At 54.5% G+C, this 21,768-nt stretch carries 20 protein-coding genes; 7 read left to right on the top strand and 13 right to left on the bottom strand.

What is annotated here, in order from left to right; all coding sequences use genetic code 11:
- Positions 1-73: 73 nt before the first annotated feature.
- The 9 genes from hflC to AC5TBW_RS06745 all read right to left on the bottom strand — a co-directional run bounded on the left by hflC (position 74) and on the right by AC5TBW_RS06745 (position 10,513).
- On the bottom strand, positions 74-970 hold the full coding sequence (gene hflC, locus AC5TBW_RS06785) for a protease modulator HflC (protein WP_495511332.1): 897 nt from the start codon (positions 968-970) through the stop codon (positions 74-76).
- On the bottom strand, positions 971-2,239 hold the full coding sequence (hflK, locus tag AC5TBW_RS06780; protein ID WP_495511331.1) for an FtsH protease activity modulator HflK: 1,269 nt from the start codon (positions 2,237-2,239) through the stop codon (positions 971-973). It lies immediately after the preceding gene.
- A gap of 147 nt (positions 2,240-2,386) precedes the next feature.
- Positions 2,387-3,697, bottom strand: a complete 1,311-nt coding sequence (hflX, locus tag AC5TBW_RS06775) for a ribosome rescue GTPase HflX (RefSeq protein WP_495511330.1) — start codon at positions 3,695-3,697, stop codon at positions 2,387-2,389.
- A 37-nt stretch (positions 3,698-3,734) separates the two neighbouring features.
- Positions 3,735-3,983, bottom strand: coding sequence for an RNA chaperone Hfq (gene hfq, locus AC5TBW_RS06770; protein WP_007114649.1), 249 nt, complete (start codon positions 3,981-3,983; stop codon positions 3,735-3,737).
- Between the two features lie 166 nt (positions 3,984-4,149).
- Positions 4,150-5,088, bottom strand: coding sequence for a tRNA (adenosine(37)-N6)-dimethylallyltransferase MiaA (miaA, locus tag AC5TBW_RS06765; RefSeq protein WP_495511329.1), 939 nt, complete (start codon positions 5,086-5,088; stop codon positions 4,150-4,152).
- Positions 5,089-5,133: 45 nt separating this feature from the next.
- A complete protein-coding gene (mutL, locus tag AC5TBW_RS06760) occupies positions 5,134-7,041 on the bottom strand; it encodes a DNA mismatch repair endonuclease MutL (protein ID WP_495511923.1) in 1,908 nt (635 codons plus the stop codon).
- A gap of 18 nt (positions 7,042-7,059) precedes the next feature.
- Positions 7,060-8,523: an N-acetylmuramoyl-L-alanine amidase gene (locus AC5TBW_RS06755; RefSeq protein ID WP_495511328.1), complete on the bottom strand. Its 1,464-nt coding sequence runs from the start codon at positions 8,521-8,523 to the stop codon at positions 7,060-7,062.
- Positions 8,514-9,029, bottom strand: a complete 516-nt coding sequence (gene tsaE / locus AC5TBW_RS06750) for a tRNA (adenosine(37)-N6)-threonylcarbamoyltransferase complex ATPase subunit type 1 TsaE (RefSeq protein WP_495511327.1) — start codon at positions 9,027-9,029, stop codon at positions 8,514-8,516. The genes AC5TBW_RS06755 and tsaE overlap by 10 nt, the downstream gene beginning before the upstream one ends.
- 11 nt (positions 9,030-9,040) lie before the next feature.
- Positions 9,041-10,513: an NAD(P)H-hydrate dehydratase gene (locus AC5TBW_RS06745; RefSeq protein ID WP_495511922.1), complete on the bottom strand. Its 1,473-nt coding sequence runs from the start codon at positions 10,511-10,513 to the stop codon at positions 9,041-9,043.
- 163 nt (positions 10,514-10,676) lie between these two features.
- Here AC5TBW_RS06745 and queG point away from each other — a divergent pair, with 163 nt between their 5' ends.
- Positions 10,677-11,810 (top strand): tRNA epoxyqueuosine(34) reductase QueG, encoded by a 1,134-nt coding sequence (queG, locus tag AC5TBW_RS06740; RefSeq protein ID WP_495511326.1) that lies wholly within the window; start codon positions 10,677-10,679, stop codon positions 11,808-11,810.
- Between the two features lie 13 nt (positions 11,811-11,823).
- Here queG and orn read toward each other — a convergent pair whose 3' ends face one another.
- Positions 11,824-12,429 carry an oligoribonuclease gene (gene orn, locus AC5TBW_RS06735; RefSeq protein ID WP_495511325.1) on the bottom strand — a complete coding sequence of 202 codons (606 nt, stop codon included), beginning with the start codon at positions 12,427-12,429 and terminating at the stop codon, positions 11,824-11,826.
- Between the two features lie 156 nt (positions 12,430-12,585).
- Between orn and rsgA the strand changes: the two genes are divergently transcribed.
- The 3 genes from rsgA to asd are packed head-to-tail and all read left to right on the top strand — an operon-like array spanning position 12,586 to position 15,307.
- Complete coding sequence (rsgA, locus tag AC5TBW_RS06730) at positions 12,586-13,605, top strand: small ribosomal subunit biogenesis GTPase RsgA (protein ID WP_495511324.1); 1,020 nt, start codon at positions 12,586-12,588, stop codon at positions 13,603-13,605.
- A gap of 18 nt (positions 13,606-13,623) precedes the next feature.
- A complete protein-coding gene (locus AC5TBW_RS06725) occupies positions 13,624-14,466 on the top strand; it encodes a sulfurtransferase (protein WP_495511323.1) in 843 nt (280 codons plus the stop codon).
- Positions 14,467-14,476: 10 nt separating this feature from the next.
- Positions 14,477-15,307 (top strand): archaetidylserine decarboxylase, encoded by an 831-nt coding sequence (gene asd, locus AC5TBW_RS06720; protein WP_495511322.1) that lies wholly within the window; start codon positions 14,477-14,479, stop codon positions 15,305-15,307.
- Between the two features lie 40 nt (positions 15,308-15,347).
- On the opposite strand, the gene AC5TBW_RS06715 is transcribed toward asd, so the two are convergent.
- A complete protein-coding gene (locus tag AC5TBW_RS06715; protein ID WP_495511321.1) occupies positions 15,348-16,019 on the bottom strand; it encodes a TetR/AcrR family transcriptional regulator in 672 nt (223 codons plus the stop codon).
- Between the two features lie 175 nt (positions 16,020-16,194).
- Here AC5TBW_RS06715 and AC5TBW_RS06710 point away from each other — a divergent pair, with 175 nt between their 5' ends.
- Both AC5TBW_RS06710 and AC5TBW_RS06705 read left to right on the top strand, forming a co-directional pair.
- Positions 16,195-17,373: an HlyD family secretion protein gene (locus tag AC5TBW_RS06710; protein WP_495511320.1), complete on the top strand. Its 1,179-nt coding sequence runs from the start codon at positions 16,195-16,197 to the stop codon at positions 17,371-17,373.
- Positions 17,370-18,920 carry a DHA2 family efflux MFS transporter permease subunit gene (locus AC5TBW_RS06705; RefSeq protein WP_495511319.1) on the top strand — a complete coding sequence of 517 codons (1,551 nt, stop codon included), beginning with the start codon at positions 17,370-17,372 and terminating at the stop codon, positions 18,918-18,920. The genes AC5TBW_RS06710 and AC5TBW_RS06705 overlap by 4 nt, the downstream gene beginning before the upstream one ends.
- A gap of 14 nt (positions 18,921-18,934) precedes the next feature.
- On the opposite strand, the gene epmA is transcribed toward AC5TBW_RS06705, so the two are convergent.
- Complete coding sequence (gene epmA / locus AC5TBW_RS06700; protein ID WP_495511318.1) at positions 18,935-19,915, bottom strand: EF-P lysine aminoacylase EpmA; 981 nt, start codon at positions 19,913-19,915, stop codon at positions 18,935-18,937.
- Positions 19,916-20,014: 99 nt separating this feature from the next.
- Positions 20,015-20,581, bottom strand: a complete 567-nt coding sequence (efp, locus tag AC5TBW_RS06695) for an elongation factor P (protein ID WP_495511317.1) — start codon at positions 20,579-20,581, stop codon at positions 20,015-20,017.
- A 108-nt stretch (positions 20,582-20,689) separates the two neighbouring features.
- Here efp and epmB point away from each other — a divergent pair, with 108 nt between their 5' ends.
- Entirely contained in the window at positions 20,690-21,700 is a 1,011-nt protein-coding gene (gene epmB, locus AC5TBW_RS06690) for an EF-P beta-lysylation protein EpmB (RefSeq protein WP_495511316.1), read from the top strand.
- The last annotated feature ends 68 nt before the right edge of the window (positions 21,701-21,768 follow it).

The following is a 21,768-nucleotide window of genomic DNA, read 5'->3' as shown; positions in this document are numbered from 1 at the left end:
TCACGTTTATTGGCCGGATAAACCCCGCCAAGCCCTAGGAATGACGAGACGAGGAACACCGGCCAAAAGCTACTTACTCACCTTCGCTTTCACCACCTTCCGGCTCTGGGTTGCGTAAATAGCGGAAGAAATCGCTATTCGGCTCCAGAACCATCATATTGCCATCGCCAGCAAAGCTTTCACGATAGGCTTCTAGGCTGCGCCAGAAAGAGAAGAACTCCTGATCCTGACCATACGCCTCAGAGAAGATCGCAGCAGCCTGTGCATCACCTTCACCGCGCAGTGTTTCTGAACGCTCATTGGCTTGCGCAAGCAGCACCTGACGGCGACGATCTGCGTTAGCACGAATCCGCTCAGCCTCTTCCTGACCTTGAGCACGCCACTCGCGAGCTTCACGCTCACGCTCGGAACGCATACGCTCAAAAACAGCTGCCGATACGTCTTCGGGCAGGTCGATCCGCTTAATACGGATATCGCGGATAGCCACCCCCAGCTCCTCACGCATTAACTCGTCGAGTTCAGCGGTGGGGCCCGTCATCAGATCATCGCGCCGCTCGGCAATAATTTCTTGCAGGTTCAAACGACCAAATTCATTACGTAGGCTCTCATCCACACGTGGCTGAATAAGACGAATAGCCATCAACTCATCGCCGGCTGTCGCTTCGTAGTAGCGCGTTGGGTTAACAACTTGCCACTTGACATAGGAGTCGACGATTACCGCTTTCTGCTCAAGCGTCAGATAACGGCTGGTATCGGTATCCAGGGTCAGCAAACGCGTATCAAACTTACGAATCGTTTGCGCGATCGGCACTTTTGCGTGTAAGCCAGGCTGAATATTCTCTTCAATGACTTCACCAAAACGCAGCTTAACGGCACGTTCAGTTTCGTCTACCACGTACAGAGTGTTGCTCGCCAGCCACGCAACGGCAGCTAGACCACCAACAATCAGCAGGGATCGATTATTAATCATTTACCGGCCCTCCCTGCGGATGGAATTACTATTGGTATTCGATGATGAACTGCTCTGAGTGCTGCGCAAACGCTCAAGCACATCAGGGTCTAACTGATCATCACTGTTGTCCGCACTATTGCTCGACGACGAATTAGCCCGATTGCCACCAGTACTGCCGCGCATTTGATCCAACGGGAGATACATTAACGGGGCATTTTCGCTCACATCCAGCAACACCTTCGGCGAATTACTGAACACCTCTTCCATCGTGTCTAAGTACATTCGCTCGCGCATAATATCCGGTGCATTACCGTACTCGGAGAGCAGCGAGTTAAAGCGGTTGGCTTGACCCTGTGCTTCAGCAACGACTGACTCACGGTAACCCTGCCCCTGCTCAACAATGCGCTGCGCCTGACCTTGTGCTTCAGGAATAATCGCATTGGCGTAAGCAATACCTTGGTTAATGGTACGCTGACGATCTTCACGAGCACGGATAACATCATCAAAGGCATCAATTACCGGCGCGGGAGCAGACGTCGACTCAATGTTGATGGTTTGCAAACGAATACCAGCACCATAGTTATCGAGATAGGACTGCAGACGACTAGAGACAGAGCTGCCCAGAATTTCACGACCCGAGGTTAGAATGTCGATCATATCCGTACCACCAACCACATGACGTAGCGCCGAGTCCAACGCATTCTCGATTGAGATAGCGGGATCTCGCACGTTTAGAACGAAATCACGGGGATTGGCCACTTGGTACTGGGCTGAAATTTCGACTTCAACAATATTCTCATCGCGGGTCAGCATGGACTGCGTTTGGGTCAATGACCGCACGCGCGTCACATTCACCATCCGCACATCATCAATCAATGGCGGATTCCACTGCAGGCCGGGCTCTACAATGCCTTGGAATTCGCCAAAACGAAGCACAACACCACGCTCGGATTGGTCGACTAGGTAAAAACCCATCGCGGCCCAAATCGCCAGCGCAACAATAACCAGCAAGCCAGGCAATGCGAAAGGGTTACGGCTTTTACCGCCGCCACCATCGCTTTTTTTACTGCCGCCTTTTTTACCGCCACCCAGCATGCTGTTGAGCTTATCCTGAAACTTTTTCAGCGCTTCATCCAGGTCAGGAGGGCCTTGGTTATTGCCTCCTTTATTGCCATTATTGTTGCCGCCATTATTACCACGGTTTCCATCACTGTCGTTTCCACCGCGTCGGCCGCCACTACTCCAAGGGTCGTGCTGGTTGCCACCACCAGGCTCATTCCAGGCCATACTTCGTCTCCACTAAGGTATTCGCTAACGCGAATGCCGCCGTTTGCAACGATGACATCGCGTTTTGATATTATTGCTCTATAAACCTTGTACCATTTTTATACAAATCAGAATACAAGCAGCGCTTACAGATGGATGATGAATTGCCTACCACTCTTCGGTCTCACGCAGTGCTTCAGGCAAATAGGTGTTGGCTCGTTCGCCCAACTGGGCCATTAACTGATTGAAATCTCGTCGCGGCAAACGCACATCTAAAACTGAATGCCCTTGCTCATCAAAGGCTTCCTCACGAACGGCATTCAATTCATGCAGGCCAGCGCGCAGCTTACCTTGCTCAGGAGTGAGTGTCAGCGAAAAGCCAATCACATCATTAGCTAAGCGCTCGGTAAGGGCCTCATGCAACAACTCTAGCCCCTGCCCCTGCTGTGCCGAAAGCCAAACAACCTCTGGTACACCATGACCATCACGCTCTATACGCGGCGCACTATCGAGCTTATCAATTTTATTCATCACTTTGAGCACCGGCACATCATCTGCACCAATCTCTTTTAAAACTAGCTCAACCTGCTCTACGTTCAGCTCGCGATCAGGGTCTGCTGCATCTATGACGTGCACCAGTAGCGACGCTTCCGAAGCTTCTTGGAGGGTGGCTTGAAACGCCTCTACCAATTTATGAGGTAAGTGACGGATAAAGCCCACGGTGTCAGCCATCACGACTGGGCCAACATCTTCAATTTCAAGCCGACGAAGCGTAGGGTCGAGTGTGGCAAACAACTGATCGGCAGCGTAGACATCTGAATTAGTCAGAGCGTTAAACAGCGTTGATTTACCCGCATTGGTATAACCCACCAGCGATACACTATGGATTTCAGCACGAGCACGTGCACGTCGATTCTGATCGCGCTGGCTACGCACTTTATCCAGCCGCTTGTGAATCGATTTAATCCGCCCACGCAAAAGGCGCCGGTCGGTTTCAAGCTGTGTCTCACCTGGGCCACGCAGACCAATCCCGCCTTTTTGGCGCTCAAGGTGTGTCCATCCTCGCACTAGGCGAGTCGACATATATTCAAGCTGAGCAAGCTCTACTTGCAGCTTACCTTCATGTGTTCTTGCCCGTTGCGCAAAAATATCCAGAATGAGACCGGTACGGTCAAGCACTCGGCACTTGAGCTCTTGCTCAACATTGCGCTCTTGAGAGGGACTTAAGCTGTGATTAAAGATCACCAATTCTGCCGCGTGAACCGCGAGCAGTGCCCGCAGCTCTTCCAACTTCCCCGACCCAATAAAAGTGCGTGAGTCAGGACGGTGGCGGCTAGCAGTGAGTAGAGTCGCAGGCTCTGCACCAGCAGAGCGTACGAGCTCTAAAAACTCACCCGGGTCTTCACGTTTTTGTTCATCATAGAAATCGACGTGAACAAGAACTGCCGTTTCACCGGCGTCTGGGCGTTCGAAAAACAATCAATACCTCGTGGACTCTCTTGCTTTCCCAGCGGTGTTAAATCTCCGCATCCTGCTCTGCCGGATCTTGCGCAGGCAAGCGTACGTTGCGAGAAGGAACAACCGTAGAAATAGCGTGTTTGTAAACCATCTGACTGACGGTGTTACGCAACAGGATAACAAACTGGTCAAACGATTCGATCTGGCCTTGAAGCTTAATGCCATTGACCAAAAAGATGGAGACCGGAATGCGCTCCTTGCGCAGAATATTCAAGTAAGGGTCTTGAAGGGACTGCCCTTTGGACATGTTGCTCTCCCTAAAACTGTCGTTGGGGTTAATTATCAAATGGCGTGCCCTACTAGTGCTACGCCGCAATCTTTTTTGCCCGAAAGGCCTAATGCTGTCGAAATAGCCAAACGGCCACTCGAAAACACATGCGTACCAAATCTCTATCTTGAAGGACTATCTTACGCTAAGCACCGCTTTCACGCACGAATTTCAGCACCTTATCCAATGCGTCGGGTTGCTGCGAATCCACCCATTCAAGCGATGGCCAGCTTCTTAACCACGTTAGCTGACGCTTAGCGAGTTGGCGAGTAGCGATCACCCCGCGCTCTACAAGCGTGGCATAATCATACTCCCCATCTAGGTACTCCCACACTTGGCGATAACCGACACTTTTCATCGACGGCAGGCCTAAATGCAAGTCATTACGCTTTTTGAGGGCAGCGACTTCATTTATCAAGCCCTCATCCATCATTACTTCAAAGCGCTTAGCAATACGTTGGTGCAAAAGGCCACGATCACTAGGTGCCAATGCTATCGACAACACGCGCCATGGAAAGGTTTCAGGCTGTTGCTCAGCCCATAAATCACTCATTGGCCGGCCACTGGCGTAATACACTTCCAGGGCGCGCATCAGGCGTTGAGGGTCGTTAGGATGAATGCGCTGTGCGGAAACCGCATCCACTTCTGCCAAGCGTTTATGCAACGACAAAAGCCCTTCGGCTTGCCATTGCGATTCGAGTTGTTGGCGAATGACGGGATCAGCGGAAGGCATGTTGGCCACGCCCTCAATCAGTCGCTTGTAATACAGCATGGTACCGCCCACCAATAAAGGAACCCGGCCCGCCGCGCTGATTTGTCGCATAAGTGATAGCGCATCTTCGCGAAAGTCCGCCGCAGAATAAGGCTCGGCAGGATCGCGAATATCGATTAAGTGGTGAGGGGCACGGGCAAGCTCAGTTGAGCTAGGCTTGGCGCTGCCAATATCCATACCGCGATAGACCATAGCCGAATCAACGCTAATCAGCTCATGCCCTAAGCGCTCATGAAGCGCCATCGCGGTATCAGTTTTTCCAGCGGCCGTCGGACCCATCAAAAAAATCGCCCAAGGGCGCGTATCAGCCATGCGCGGTTCCGTCAGATAAGAAAATGGTGGATGCTTTGAGTCGCGCTATTGGCCTCGCAAGAAGAGCCGATCAAGCGCTTTTAGCCCCATCTGCGTCCAGGTAGGACGACCATGGTTACACTGATCGCTACGCTCGGTGCGCTCCATATCGCGCAGCAGCGCGTTCATTTCATCAATAGTGAGCCGCCGGTTGGCGCGCACGCTGCCATGACAGGCCATGGTAGAGAGCAATTCATGAAGCCGCGCCTCGACTTGATGAGTCCGGCCGTAACGCGCTAGCTCCTCTAACATCTGTCGCACCAGGGCTTCCGGATCCGCTTGGGACAGCAGCGCTGGCAACTGGCGCACCAGCAGCGTTTCTGGCCCAGCAACATCCAGCTCTATCCCCAGCTTAGCGATAGCCGCTTGCTCACTCTCTGCTGTGGCCACTTCTGCCCGGCTTGCGGCAATAGAGACGGGGACTAATAACGGCTGGGCATCCAGCCCTTGAGCCGCCGCCAGCTGGGTTTTCATGCGTTCGTAAACAATTCGCTCGTGGGCGGCATGCATATCCACCAATACAAGCCCCTGGGCATTTTGGGCCAGAATATAAATACCGTGTAACTGCCCTAAAGCAAAGCCAAGAGGCGGCGGCGCAGTAGGGTCGTTATCGGGCATTGACAACGGCGCTTCACGAACCTGGTTGTGGTCTACATGCGACGCGCTAGCCTGAGGCGTTAACAGCGTTTCTTCGTGATTGGGGTGCAGTGCCTGATAACCCTGCATAAAGCGACGCACGCGCTCAGCACCGGGATGGCGATCCGGCGAATGGGTCAGGGCAATTCCCTGCTGCTGCCAGCGGGGCTGTTCGGCGCCCTCTTCTGAAGCTACGCCCTGTGGCGATGCGCCTGACGTGTCAGCCACCTCGGCATCACGTGCCTCTGCACTCTCAGCGGGTTTAGCTGTCGCCAGGGAGTGATGAAGGCTCGAATAGAGAAAATCATGCACCATGCGGCCATCGCGGAATCGGACTTCGTGTTTGGTGGGGTGAACATTGACGTCCACAACGTCTGGATCAAGCTCCAGATAGAGCACAAACACTGGATGCCGACCGTTAAATAGCACATCCCGATAGGCTTGGCGCACCGCGTGGGCGACCAAACGATCACGCACCACGCGCCCATTAACAAAAAAGTACTGCTGGTCAGCCTGGGAGCGTGAGTGGGTGGGTAGGCCCACCCAGCCGCTTAGCCGTATACCGCCCGCTTCGCGCTCAATATAGCGAGCGTGTTCAATAAAGTTTTTGCCTAGCAAAGAGGCAATTCGACGCTCGCGAGCCGCCGCCGAGTGACCTTCGGGCAGCTGGTGAATGACTTTTTGATTGTGCCGCAATACCCAGGCGATGTCGTAACGCGATAGCGCCTGGCGGCGAAACGCCTCTTCCACATGCGCGAATTCGGTCTTTTCAGTACGCAGAAACTTACGCCGTGCGGGGGTATTAAAAAACAGATCGCGTACGCTAACACTCGTGCCCCGAGGGTGCGGCGCAGGCGTCACTCGTGCGTCCATGCCTCGCCCTTCTGCAACCACCCGCCAGCCATGACGGGGATCCTCTTCGGCATTGGAGATCAGCTCCAGCCGTGAAACTGAGCTAATAGATGCCAGTGCTTCACCACGAAAACCCAACGAGCTAACGCCTTCTAGGTCCTCCAGGCTACCGATCTTACTGGTGGCATGACGCGCCAGTGCCAACGGCAAATCCTCTTCGCCAATGCCGATACCATCATCGCGCACCTTGATCAGCCGGGTGCCGCCTTGCTCAATCTCCACCTCTATGCGCTGACTACCGGCATCGATCGCGTTTTCAATCAGCTCTTTAGTAACCGACGAAGGGCGCTCCACCACCTCACCGGCGGCAATCTGGTTAGCCAAACGAGGATCGAGGACATGTATACGCGAAACGGCAGCGGTCATTTCAGTCAACACGGCACCTCATGAACGGGGAATTTGTAATACTTGGCCAACGCGAATAACGTCACCATTCAAGTCATTGGCTTGTCTCAACTGATTGACCGGCACGCCATGGCGTACAGCAATGGCCGACAGGGTATCGCCTGACTGAATGCGGTACTCATTCCCTGAAGGGCGGCGCTGATTATCACGTTGCCATGCAAGCAAACTGGCAGGCGGTGGGTAGCGCTGAAAGTGATCGCGCAAACCGCTGAAAATTGCCTGGGATAGCCCCGACTGATGAACCGGGTCGCGCAGGCGACGCTCTTCGTCAGGATTGGAGATAAAGCCCACCTCAACCAAAAGCGAAGGAATGTCGGGAGACTTCAGCACCATAAAGCCAGCCTGCTCCACACGCGGCTTATGCAATCGGTTCACCCGGCCCAACTGTTCCAGCACCTGACCGCCGATCGACAGTGAATCGTTCAATGTGGCGGTCATGGTCAAATCTAACAACACACCGCGCAACACTTGATCCTTATCGCGTAAGGATAGACTGCCATCAACACCACCAATCAGATCAGAACGGTTTTCACTGTCCGCCAGCCACTGGGCGGTTTCCGACGTAGCGCCTCGTTGAGAAAGCGCATAAACCGAGCTGCCTTGAGGGCGTGGGCTGGTAAATGCATCCGCATGGACCGAAACAAAAAAGTCCGCCTTCTGCTCACGGGCCAGTGCGGTACGCTGTCGAAGCCCAATATAGTAGTCACCATCGCGCGTTAGTACTGCCTTAAAGCCCGGCGTTCCATTAACCTCAGCCGCTAAACGACGGGCAATTTCCAGCACCACATCTTTCTCGCGCGTGCCCGAAGGCCCAATAGCGCCAGGATCTTCCCCACCATGGCCAGCATCAACGGCAATAATAATATCTCGACGTGGATGGGCTCGAGCTTCTTGCACCGGCGGCGGCGCTTCGTTTCGAAGTGGCTCTACGCTGCTCGGCAGTTGGCCTTGCGCCGATGCCCGTTGGGCCTGAATTTCCTGATCTCGAATCATCGCCTCAATAGGGTCAATTGGGTTCTCAACGGCGCTTTCCCCCGGATATTCTAGATCGACGACAAGACGGTGACCGTATTGATCATTAGGGGTCAGCGTAAAATGGCGCGGCTCAACTGCTCGATTAAGCTCAAGCACCACCCGCAACCCGCCGCTTTCCCGCGTGCCAGTGCGTACCGACGTTATGGCACTATCATGCAACGGCAGCGTGCTCGGATCGGTGGCCATTTGAGCATCGTCTAAATCAATCACTAACCGTGCGGGGTTATCCAACGAAAACACATTAGCGTTGGTAGCAGCGGACAGATCAAACACCAGACGTGCATGATCAGGTGCCGCCCAAAGACGCATACTCTCAACGCTCGACGCTTGAACATTAACTGCCGCCAGGGCAAAAAAACTGACGGCCAATAATCGATATACGCGTACCACTGCGGCCTTCATTTCCATTGAATCACACCACTCTCCAACTGATCGTCACTTGACTTACTTGCTTCACTGACCCGACTCTGCAATAACGCCAACATACGCGCACCCAAGTCACTACAAGCCGTTAAAGAGGCTAAACGCCCTTGAGTCACCACTTTTAAAGAAAGACGAAGATCAGGCATTGGCAACCACCCTTCGCCGCGACTGGGCCACTCAATGATACTAAGTGCATCGTCAGCTAACACGTCGCGCCCACCAATAAATTCAAGCTCCTCAGGGTCTGACAAGCGGTACAAATCCAGATGATAAATTCGCTGAGAGCCCAGCTCGTAAGGCTCTACCAATGTATAAGTGGGGCTTTTAACTGCCCCTTGATGGCCATAAGCCCTCAAAATACCACGTGTTAACGTGGTTTTGCCTGCACCTAATTCACCCTCCAGATATACCAACCCTCGGCCATGCAACACGTGCCCTAACGCTTCGCCAAACGCGACCTGCGCCTCTTCATTGTCTAATTGCACCTGCATCTGAGCTGCCTTCACGGGTTAATCAATATTCGCGCATAGGATGCCAGATCACTGGCCAGCAGGCCACGCTCGCCTTCTTGTTCGGCCGCTCGATCAGCCGCTAACGCATGTACCATCGTGGCTAACCAAGCGCTAAATTCTACGTCACCACGCTGAGCAATCAGCGCACCCAGCATGCCGCTGAGCACATCGCCCATACCACCGCTCGCCATACCTGGATTTCCATAGGGGCATACGACCAAGCCACTGGGACCAGCGATTATACTGCCTGCGCCTTTTAGAATAACCACGCCGCCACGTGCCCGCTGCAACGCCTGAGCGGCGGCGGGACGATCAGCTTGAATATCCGCCACGGAACAGCCCAACAATCTTGCGGCCTCACCCGGATGCGGCGTCAAAACCCAGTTATCACGGCGAATATCTGACCACTGATGCGCTAATAGGTTAAGCCCATCAGCATCTACCACCAGCGGCCCGTCTGTCTGCAGCGCACTTTGTAACATGGCCTGACCCCAGGCAGCCTGACCAAGCCCTGGCCCTACCACGACAACGTCTGCATTACTGGGTAATTCAGCAGCCTCAGCACCACCGCTTACGCTATGGGCCATTACTTCCGGGCAGCGTACCAAACTAGCGGTAATATGTTCAGGCGCCGTCGCTAAACTTACTTTACCCGCTCCCAATCGCGCAGCTGCTTGGCAGGCAAGCAGCGCCGCGCCGCCAAACCCGGGAGCGCCCCCCATCACCAGCACGTGGCCCATATCACCTTTATGGCTGGTGCGCAGGCGTGGCGCAAAGGCATCCGCTAATAGCGAATCGTCTAATCGCCACGCAGTGGGGGGAATATCGAAATAGGCATGGGCTTTAACGCCCAAGGGTCGAAAATCTATTTCACCGGTGTAAGCAGGTGCATCCCCTGTGTGCAGACCAACCTTATCGCCAATAAAGGTCACCGTGCAGGTAGCCTTGACGGCAAGACTGGTCACGGCACCAGTATCCGCTACCAGCCCTGAAGGGATATCAATCGCCAGCACCGGCCGGTGCGCTGCATTGATCATTTCAATGGCGCGGCGGAAGCGGCCCTCTACATCGCCTGTCAAACCAGTGCCTAGCAAGGCATCGATAATGACCTCGCCCGTTAGCTCGATTCCCGCATGCCACTCCTCGCAACCTACTCCCGCAGAGGTTGCCAACTGCGCAGCGCGAGCCGCATCGCCACTTAATTCTTCAAGGGGTTTCAGCGTTATCCGCTGTACCTTGAGACCAGACTGCATGGCGAGAGCGGCGAGAACATGCCCATCGCCACCATTGTTACCACTTCCGCACATCACCGTTAGACTGCGCGCTTGGGGCCAGCGGGAACGGAAGCTATGCCAAGCACTTGAGGCGGCGCGCTGCATCAATGCAAAACCATCGATACCACCGGCAATGGTACGTCGGTCAAGTTCACGCACCTGGGCGGCTTTGTATAGAGGGCGTAGCATGGAAGTATTCGGGATCGTCACGATCTCTCCTTTCGCATGTCTTGATGGCTGCCGATGCGTTAGCATAGCGCGCTTAAAGCCTTACTATTGACTGATACTATTAAACTAACTTATTTGATGGACCTATTAGTTAAACCTATTTGAAGAGCCTATTTGAAACACCATGCCGGACTCCACTGCCTTCGCACACTCAAGCGATGCCTTCACTGATCAAAAGCTTGCTTACCTTGCGAACCAGATTAAAACCTGGGGTCGCGAGCTAGGCTTTCAGCAGGTGGGCATCACCGATACTGAATTGTCGGCTCATGAGGCCCATCTTGGCGCGTGGCTGGAAAAAGACTACCACGGTGAAATGGGCTTTATGGCGAAACATGGCACCAAGCGAACTCGCCCTGGGGAGCTTGAACCCGGCACTCAGCGCATTATCAGCGTGCGCATGGATTATCTGCCCGCTGAGGTGGAGAGTACCAAGGTGCTTGGGCAACCCAATCGCGGCTATGTATCACGCTACGCCCTTGGACGCGATTATCATAAGCTAATACGCAAACGGTTAGCCCAATTAGCAAAAAAAATTGAGCAGGAAGTCGGTGACTTTGGTTACCGCGCTTTTGTCGACTCAGCGCCAGTGATGGAGCGCGCCCTGGCTCAAAAAGCGGGGCTTGGCTGGTTCGGCAAAAACGCCATGCTGCTCAACCCCAAAGCGGGTTCACTGTTTTTTCTGGGCGAACTCTACACCGACCTACCGCTGCCCATTGATGCGCCGTTCGAACACGAACACTGCGGTAGCTGTAGCGCTTGCCGCACCGCCTGCCCCACCGGTGCCATCGTGGACGACAAAGTCGTCGACTCCCGTAAGTGCATCTCGTATCTCACCATCGAACTGCATGGCGCGATTCCCGTAGAGTACCGCCGCCCCATGGGTAACCGTATATACGGCTGCGATGACTGCCAACTGGTATGTCCCTTTACTCGCTTTACCCGTATCACCCAGGAAGATGACTTTGGACCGCGCCATGACCTGGATCGCGCGTCGCTTATCAGCCTATTCTCCTGGGGCGAAGCGGAGTTTCTGGATAAAACCGCTGGTAGCCCTATCCGGCGAATTGGTTATGAACGCTGGCTGCGCAATATCGCCATTGGCCTGGGCAACGCACCCTGGAGCAAGAGCGTTGAAGCCGCGCTCTGGGCGCGCCGCGCCTACCCAAGCCCCCTGGTCCGTGAACACGTCGCCTGGGCACTTAAGGAACAGCGCAGTAAGCGCGGCGAGCGTATTGCTACAGACACCAGCTCTTCTTAACGACACTTTTTAACTATTCTTCTTCGTCGCTGCTCTGTTCAACGCGCAAAAACGTACTGCGGTAATGAGCAAGCTCAGCAATCGACTCTTTAATATCGTCCATGGCCAAATGCACATTCTGCTTACTGAAGCCCACTAACGCACCTGGGTTCCAACGCTTGGCCACCTCTTTTATGGTAGACACATCAAGATTGCGGTAGTGGAAAAAATTGAGCAGCGCAGGCATCTCACGCTCCAGAAAACGGCGATCCTGATGGATGCTATTGCCACACATCGGCGATGAACCCGCCACCGCATACTGCTGAAGAAATGCCAGCGTTTGCTGCTCGGCATCGGCGGTTTCCACTTGACTGGCTTTCACTCGTGCGACTAAGCCTGATTCGCCGTGGGTTTTCTGGTTCCAGTCATCCATTTGCGCCAGCAGGCTGTCGGGCTGCTTCACCGCAATCACCGGCCCCTCTGCGACAACATTTAAGTCCGCATCCGTAATGAGCGTGGCGACTTCAATAATACGCTCTTTATTTGGATCTAAACCGGTCATCTCTAGATCAATCCACACCAGCAAATCATCCCGCGGTGCCATTTTGCCGTTCGCTGCACCCTTCGTTTCGTTGCTCATTTCCATTATTCCTTTGCCTAAATGCTTATAACATCGCGCAAGTGTGCCTTAAATTGGCCCGTCTAACAGCTATACAGACCTACTTGGCGACTAGATAAATACAATGACACCTTTGCTAGGTACAATGGAGCCTATTGTACCTAGCATCGGGTAGACATGAGCAAACGTAAATTAAGTCGTCAGCAGCAGTGGCGAGTCGATAAAGTCCAGGCGGAACGTGCCCAGCGCGCTGAAAAGCGCGACGTGCAAGACGCTGAGAAACTCGCCGCCGGCGAATACGGCGCCGAACAACCGGGCCGTGTCGTTGCTCACTTTGGACGTACCCTAGAGGTACGCAATAGCGATAATGAACCGGTGCGCTGCCATTTACGCGCCAACCTGGACGGTCTAGTCACCGGCGATCGAGTGATATGGCGTGCAGGTCAGGAAGGCTCCGGCGTGGTAGTGGCGCGTGAAGAGCGCGATAGCGTATTAAAGCGCCCCGACGCTCGCGGCCTGCTCAAACCGGTGGCCGCTAATATCGATCAGCTATTGATCGTATTTGCGGTCGAACCCGCGCCTCACGCTAACCTTATCGACCGCTATCTGGTTGCCGCCGAAGCCACCGGCATAGCGCCAGTACTGGTGCTCAATAAAACCGATCTACTGCCAGAAGACGGTGGCGAGTTGGGCAAATTATTAGAGCGCTATCGCGACTTGGGCTACCCGGTGGTTCGCACCACCACCGCCACCGAAACCGGGCTGGATGATCTACGCAGCCAGCTCGAAGGCCGCACTTCAGTATTCGTGGGCCAAAGCGGCGTGGGCAAATCTTCGCTAATCGATCTGCTGCTACCTGATGAGACTTTGCGCATTGGCGCGCTCTCAGAAGACTCCCGCAAAGGCACCCACACCACGACCACGGCCCGCCTCTACACCATGAGCCGGGCCGAAGTGGCCGATGGAGACCTGATCGATTCCCCGGGCATTCGCGAGTTTGGCTTGGTGCACCTCAACGAGCAGGAAGTCACCGACGGGTTTATTGAATTCCACGACTATATTGGTCATTGCCGCTTCCGTGACTGTCGTCACCGTAATGAACCTGGCTGCGCTTTACTCGCAGCGGTCGATGCAGGCAAGATTCATCCAGCACGCTTTGCCAGCTATCGACGCATTCTCGATAGCTTGGATAGCTAGGATCTAAAGGAGTTACCCATGAGTACCGAAAGCCAATCGTCGGAATCCAACCTGCTGCCGCTAATCGTTGAACCCGAACAGCTGCAGGAACATTTGGATGACCCACAGCTACTGATTATCGATGTACCGGTCAACGGCGATAGCTACCGCCAGGGCCATGTGCCTGGAGCTATCTTTCTCGATTTTCGCTACTTGATGCGCGGGGAAGGGCCTGTACCCAGCGACGTTCCCAGCGTCGAGGCGTTATCACGGCTATTCAGTGCCCTCGGTTTAACCCGCGATACGCACGTGGTCGCTTACGACGACGAAGGCGGCGGCTGGGCGGCACGGTTACTGTGGACACTCGACCTGATCGGCCACACTCGCTACTCCTATTTGAACGGCGGCATTCACGCCTGGCGCGATTCGGGCCTGGAAGAGAGTACAGAACCGACTGCCCCAACCCCCAGCGAATACCATGCCGAGTTTCTCAACCCCCAGGCTCTGATTACCTGCGACGAAATCAAAGAAAAGCTTGATGACAGGCAGTTTGCGGTATGGGATGCGCGCTCCAAAGATGAGTACGATGGCGTGCGCGGTAACAACAAGCACCTGGGGCATATTCCTGGGGCGGTCAATATGGATTGGCTCCATGCCATGGATCGCCACCGTGCGCTACGTATATGCGATTACGCCGAACTGATCACCGAATTAGGTGCATTAGGCCTTACACCGGATATGGAAATTGCCACCCATTGCCAAAGCCACCACCGCAGCAGTTTTACCTGGCTGGTGGGCAAGGCGTTGGGCTTTAATATACGCGGCTACGCGGGCTCCTGGGGTGAATGGGGCAACCGCGACGACACACCGATTGAGAAGTGAAAATATTACTGTGACTCTTTCCCAAAAAGCTTTTTCGCTTCTCCAATACCCGCTGCCCCACCATGCGCTATCGCGTCTGACCGGCAAGTTTGCCCAGTGTGACAACCCCTGGGTAAAAAGCACGCTGATTAAGGCGTTTATCAAACGCTTTAACGTGGATATGAGCCAAGCACTGGAGCCAGATGCCAACGCTTACGCGACATTCAATGACTTCTTCACCCGTGCGCTTAAAGCGGATGCCCGCCCCTTGGGCGAAGGTATTCTAAGCCCCGCTGATGGCACGCTTTCCCAATATGGTCGTTTACAGGCAGGACAGTTGGTGCAGGCCAAAGGCCACACCTACACCGCACAAACCCTGCTCGGCGGCGATACGGCACTGGCAGAAGAGTTCTTGGGCGGCAGCTTTGCTACCGTTTACCTCTCTCCAAGGGACTACCACCGGGTACACATGCCGGTAACCGGCACTCTGCGCGAAATGATTTACGTGCCAGGACGTCTTTTCTCGGTCAACCAAGCCACCGCCAACTACGTGCCGGGCCTCTTCGCTCGCAATGAGCGTTTAGTGTGCATCTTTGATACCGAGCACGGCCCCATGGCGATGGTATTGGTCGGCGCGATGATTGTCGCTGCCATCGAGACTGTCTGGTCGGGACAAGTAACGCCGCTCTCGGGCCACCCTCAGCGCATGCAGTTTGGCGAACCCATCACACTTGAAAAAGGCACGGAGATGGGACGCTTCAAGCTCGGCTCCACGGTGGTGATGTGCTTCGCTAGTCCGGTGGACTTTGAAGATATCCCGCCCGCAACCATGGTGCAGATGGGTCAGACATTAGGTGAATGACTGAAGCCCTTAACCTGCTGCATTGGCCAATTGAACAAGCCTAGGACGGCTTGACGAGCACACCCGAGAGAAAAATTTCTACGCAGCGCCGTGAACGAGCGCTGCATTTCGCCTCATCAAGCATCAGGTCTCGTCCCAGCAAGGCATCAATATGCCATTCGCCAAGCAGCATACCCATGAAAATACCGGCGGCCTCGCGCGGGTTATCAATATCCAGTCGACCGCTGGCGACCTGATCACTGAGATAGCTGGCAAGTGCGTGACGGGTTTGATCAGGGCCACGGGTCAGGAACAGCTCGCCAAGCTCGGGGGATCGCTCAGCCTCGAAGGCCAAGCCGCGCACTAACCGGATCACGCCTGGATTAAAAACCAGCATCAGCATACGACGGCCCAGTTCGTACAGCACCTGCTTGGGGGCCTGGCGATCCCGTCGCCCCTCTTCTAATACCGCCCAGGCCGTACCGATATGGCGCTCCATCGCCGCCGTGAATAGCCCTTCCTTATTGCCAAACTGTTTGTATAACGTAGCCAGCGACCCGCCAGCGCGCACCACCACCTCGTTGACACTAGCGCCAGCATAGCCCTGCTCAAGAAAAACATCCCGGGCGGCGTCCAGCAGACGTTCGCGCCGCGCTTCGCCGCGTTGGGTAAGCGGGGTTTGGTTATTGTTGTTGCTAAGGCCGCAAGTATCCGTCGGCGTTGAGCGGGGCATTCAATCCTCCTGTCGAGATCATAGCGCTGGCAAGTTTGAGAGCAAAAGTCAGGTCAATTAATCAATCGCGCTTAAAGCGCAGTGCATGGTAGATATGTAGTGTAGCATTCATTACACTATAGAGCTTCGTTCCCGGTGACAAATTCAACGGGATGACATGCGTTGAGGAGTGGCCATGAGCTCAAATGGCGAGCAGAGCGAAACCCCGAATACAGACCATAGCGACGCGTCTGTCATGCCCCCCAATCGCCACTCCAGCGGTAAGCCTAAGCGCAAAATACTGGCTGTGCTGGCAGGCCTCCTCGCCCTGGCGGCTATTGTCTGGTGGGGCATGAACTGGTGGCAGGTCGGGCGCTTTATGGAAGAGACCGACAACGCCTATGTGCGTACTGACAGCGTAGCCGTGCGCGCCGAGCTATCCGCGCGAGTCGCGGAAGTAGCCGTTAACGACAATCAGGCGGTGAAGAAAGGTGACCTGCTGGTACGCCTGGATGATGAAAGCTACCGCGATCAGGTCACTCAAGCCGAGGCTCAGCAAGCGGTAGCGGCGGCCTCAATTATCCAGTCACGTCGCCAGGTGGATCTTCAGCAGGCAGCCATCGATCAGGCGACAACACAAGTCGATGCAGCCCAAGCCGATGTTGATCAGGCACGCCAGCACCTTGAGCGTTCGTCATCGCTTGCTGCAAACAACTACGGTTCGCGCCAACAGCGTGAGGACGACCAAACCGCGCTGCGCATTGCTGAGGCCAATTTGGCCAGCCGTCAGGCAGCCGTCGTTTCGGCCAGGCAACAGCTGGCAGTAGCCGACAGCGACGTAACACGAGCCGAAGCCAACCTGGACGCCGCCAGCGCCGATCTCGACTACACCCGTCACCAGCTCGACAAAACCCGCATCATCGCGCCTAGGGATGGGGTGATCGGCAATCTTCGGGTCGAGATCGGTACTCTCGCGCAGCCGTCGCTAACGCTTTTGCAACTGGTGCCTATCGAGTCGGCCTACGTGGCGGCCAACTTTAAGGAGACCCAGCTCGAACGGATCCGTATCGGCCAATCCGTCACTGTTCATCTGGATGCGTATCCGAACATTACCTTTGAAGGCATCGTCGACAGTCTATCACCGGCTACAGGCACCGAGTTCAGCCTGTTACCCCAGGACAACGCTACCGGCAACTTCAATAAGATCGTCCAGCGGATACCGGTCAAAATTCGCATGACCGGACCTGAAGATGCGCTGGCTCTGCTGCGTGCCGGGCTTTCTGCGATCCCCGCGATCGATACCCGCGAGCTTGAACCTGAACATAGCGAACGGCTTGTCCATTCAAACGCCGCCAGCGCCTCTCCCCCGCTATGAACGAGGCAACCGCAAACCCAGCGATGGGCGTCAGCGACATGCCTCCTTGGCGACAACGAATTGGCTTCATCGCTGCTGTGTTTGGCATGTTTATGGCCATTCTGGATATCCAGATTGTCGCCAGCTCGCTCAATGAAATCCAATCGGGGCTTTCGGCTAGCGAAGACCAGATATCCTGGGTGCAGACCTCTTACCTGATCGCGGAAATCGTTATGATCCCGCTGTCGGGCATGCTGATGCGCATTCTCTCAACCCGGGTAGCCTTCACCCTCTCCTGCGCTGGCTTCACTCTTGCTAGCCTCGGCTGTGCGATGGCCACCTCGATTGAGCAACTGATCGTGCTGCGCGCCATCCAGGGTTTCATGGGTGGTGCAATGATCCCGATCACTCAGGCGGTGAGTTTCTCAATCTTTCCCCGCCGGGTGATGGGCAGTGTCCAAGCGGTGATCGGCATGGTAGTCACCATGGCACCATCCATTGGCCCGACCGTGGGCGGCTACATTACCGAAACCCAGAGCTGGCATTGGCTATTTTTGGCCAATGTGGTACCAGGCATACTGGTGTGCTGGGCGGCGTGGACGTTCCTGGATATCGACAAACCTAATCACGCGATAGCGCGTAATCTTGATATCATCGGCCTGGCACTCATCGCGGTGTTCTTAGGGTCACTTGAGTTCGTGCTTGAAGAGGGGCCCGGCGATGACTGGTTCGCCAGTAATCGCATTATTATTTTCAGCTTACTCTGCCTAGTGGCGGGCATATGGTTTTTCACCCGAACCCTACGCAGCAGTCATCCCATCGTCGATCTACGTGCTTTTGCCAACCGCAACTTTGCCATCGGCGCTGGAATGGGCTTTATTATCGGCATTGCGCTCTACGGACTGGTCTACATCATGCCGCTCTTCTTTGGCTATGTGCGTGGCTACTCCAGCCTGCAGATCGGCCAAGTGATGTTTGTCACCGGGTTAACGATGTTTCTATGTGCGCCTGTTGTCGGTCAACTGACCAACCACCTTGACCTGCGTATCATGCTCTTCTGTGGCCTGCTTCTGGTCGGGGTGGGCACGATGATGAACAGCAACCTCACCGTGGAGTCGGGCTTCTGGCAGTTCTGTGTGCCGCAGATCGTACGCGGCATGGGGTTAATTATGTGCATTATTCCAGCTTCGCGTATCGCTCTGGGAACTTTGCCGCCCAACGAGGTGGGCAACGCCAGCGGACTCTTCAACGTGATGCGTAACCTGGGGGGAGCTATGGGGTTGGCGCTGCTCGACACGGCAAGGGATAGCCGCGAGGACTTTCATTGGAACCAGCTAATTCCGGCTATCGATACCGGTCGGGATGTGGTGGTGGCGGAAATCGCCAAGTATGAGGCAATGCTCAGTGGAACGGTGCCTGATGCCTACCACGCGGCCGTTGGATTACTCACCCAACGGGTCTCACAGCAAGCCCAAGTACTGGCTTTCAACGACATCTTTACTTGGATGGGGCTGATTTATATCGCCACAGTGCCACTGGTATTTCTACTCAAACGCATCAAGGCATAAGACTTATGCCGCCTCTAGCAGTTGGGGGTCGAGAACGCCAGCACGTCTTCCAGGCGTGCTTTGCCCAACGCCAGTTGTATAAGGCGATCAATCCCTAGCGCCACACCGGCGCCTTCGGGCATTCCATGCTCAAGTGCGGCCAACAGGCGCTCATCCACATCCACCTCAGGTAAGCCCAAACGAAGGCGCTCAGCGTTGTCTTCAACAAAACGGGTACGTTGCTCAGCGGCATCAATTAGCTCATCGTAGCCGTTTGCCAACTCAATACCGTTTAGATAGACCTCAAAGCGGGAAGCTACCCACTCACCGTCTATATCTTGATGACGTCGTGCAAGAGCCGCTTGGCTAGCGGGGTAATCAACCACCACGCTTAGCTCATGCTGGCCTAGCTGGGGCTCGATCACTACGCTCATTAACAGATCAAGGCAGGTCTCGCGGCCCTCCTCGGCTAAAGATTGGACAGGCATTTGCGCCCGTTTAGCGGATAACGAACGCAGCTTTTCCAATGACGTGGTGAAAGGATCGATCTCTAAATGGGTATGAAATAGCTCCCGATAGCGGTACCGCACCACTGGGCCAGGAAAACTAGGCAGCAGCGACATTATCAGAATAGCCGTCTCATCAATCAGCTTTTCAAGCGTGAACTGTGGCCGATACCACTCAAGCATAGTGAACTCAATGTTGTGACGACCACCCACTTCACCATCGCGAAAGCTTTTGGCGAGCTGAAAGATCGGCCCACTCCCAGCTGCCAATAGACGCTTCATATGAAATTCAGGAGAGGTTTGTAACCAAAGACGGCGCTGGCCTTTATCGGTGCGCGCCAGCGTATGCAGCGACACCAAGTGGACATCCGTACTTCCCCCCTGTCCCAATACGGGCGTCTCGACTTCAAGCACGTCACGCTGGGCAAAAAAAGCCCTCACTTTGCCAATTAACCGCGCTCGCTCGCGCAGCGTTTCAATAGACGCAGAGGGTTGCCAGTCAATGGCCATCACTAATCCTCATAGAAACTATTTTATACAAATTAGCGCTGAGCAAAAAATGGCCACGCAAAATGCGTGGCCATCATCACTACTATAGCGAAAAGGTGATTAAGCGCGAGAGACGTAATCTCCACTGCGCGTGTCCACTTTTAGCACTTCGCCCTGGTTGATAAACAACGGCACGCGAACAACAGCACCTGATGATAATGTAGCTGGCTTTGAGCCACCCTGGGCGGTATCGCCTTTCAAACCGGGATCCGTTTCAACGACTTCCAGCTCAATGAAGTTCGGCGGCGTGACGGAGATCGCTTTGTCGTTCCAAAGCGTAATGATATAAGGCACCTGCTCCTTAAGCCATTTCTCAGTATCACCCAAGGCTTTCTTCTCCACAGCGTACTGCTCGAAGGAGCCATCGGTCTTCATGAAATGCCACATGTCGCCATCGGTGTAGAGATATTCCATCTCTAAATCCATGACATCAGCGCCTTCCAGCGAATCACCAGATTTGAAAGTCTTCTCACCCACACGGCCAGTCATCAGGTTACGCAGCTTAACGCGGTTAAACGCTTGCCCCTTACCAGGCTTGACCAGCTCGTTCTCAACGATCGAACAGGGATCGCCGTCGAGCATTACTTTTAAACCGCCTTTGAATTCATTGGTAGAATAGTTCGCCATAATGCCTCTCAATATTTCATTTCAGTCGCGTAAAGCTCGAAGCTACGCTTAGCCTATAGATATCGTTCTTCAATGAGTGCGCGCATGATAACCCGAAGGAGGGCTTTTTTGCAGGAGAACATCATTATTGCCGCGTTTGAAACACGCCTTACATGGCAACAGCAGCTCTCTCAAGCAATTCGCGATCCGCAGGTGCTCTGTGACCGGCTAAATCTAGGCATAGAGTGGTTTGCTGGTGCTCAATCAGGCCATGCTCTATTTGAAGTGCGGGTACCTGAGGCATACCTCAGCAGAATAGCCCATGGCGATATAAACGATCCACTGCTACGGCAAGTTCTGCCGGTAAGTGACGAAACACTATCGCCCGCAGGCTACGTTTTGGATCCGCTTAACGAAGACGAGCATCGTCCAGCCAAAGGGTTGATCCATAAGTACCCAGGCCGGGTGCTGCTGATCGCCAGCCCCACTTGTGCAATCAACTGCCGCTATTGTTTTCGCCGCCACTTTCCCTATAGCGACAACTCACCTTCCAGAGCACAGTGGCAGGAAGCGCTGGATTATCTACGCGCCGACCCCACTATTCATGAGGCCATTCTGTCCGGTGGTGACCCGCTGGCCGCCAGCGATCGCCAGTTGGCATGGTTGGTGGAACAGTTAGAAAACATCCCACACATTAAGCGGCTACGCATTCATACCCGCCTGCCGGTGGTCATCCCTGACCGGATTAATGAGGATTTACTTGGCTGGCTGGAAAAGACCCGCTTACAGAAAGTAGTGGTCCTGCATATCAACCACGCTAACGAGATTGATCAAACGGTGGTGGACGCCTGCACACGCTTGAAACACGCAGGCGCAACGCTTCTCAACCAGAGCGTACTGCTGCACGATGTGAACGATAGCGTCACTGCACTGGCTGAACTTTCCGAGCGACTATTTGAAGCTGGCATACTGCCCTACTATTTGCATGTTCTCGACCCGGTGCAGGGTGCAGCGCATTTTGATGTAACGGATAATGAAGCGCGGGAACTGGTGGCTCAGCTTCGCGCCCATCTGCCTGGGTTCTTAATGCCACGCTTGGTGAGGGAAATTCCCGGTAAAGAGAGTAAAACGCCGCTATAGAACAGCAGCTATTTGAAAGCCATGCTAAGCCATCTAAATGCTGGCGCTGATAGTCATAAAAAGTCCCA

The sequence above is a fragment of the Vreelandella sp. ssv genome (assembly GCF_059448525.1).
This window is presented reverse-complemented; position numbering and strand designations above follow the sequence as displayed.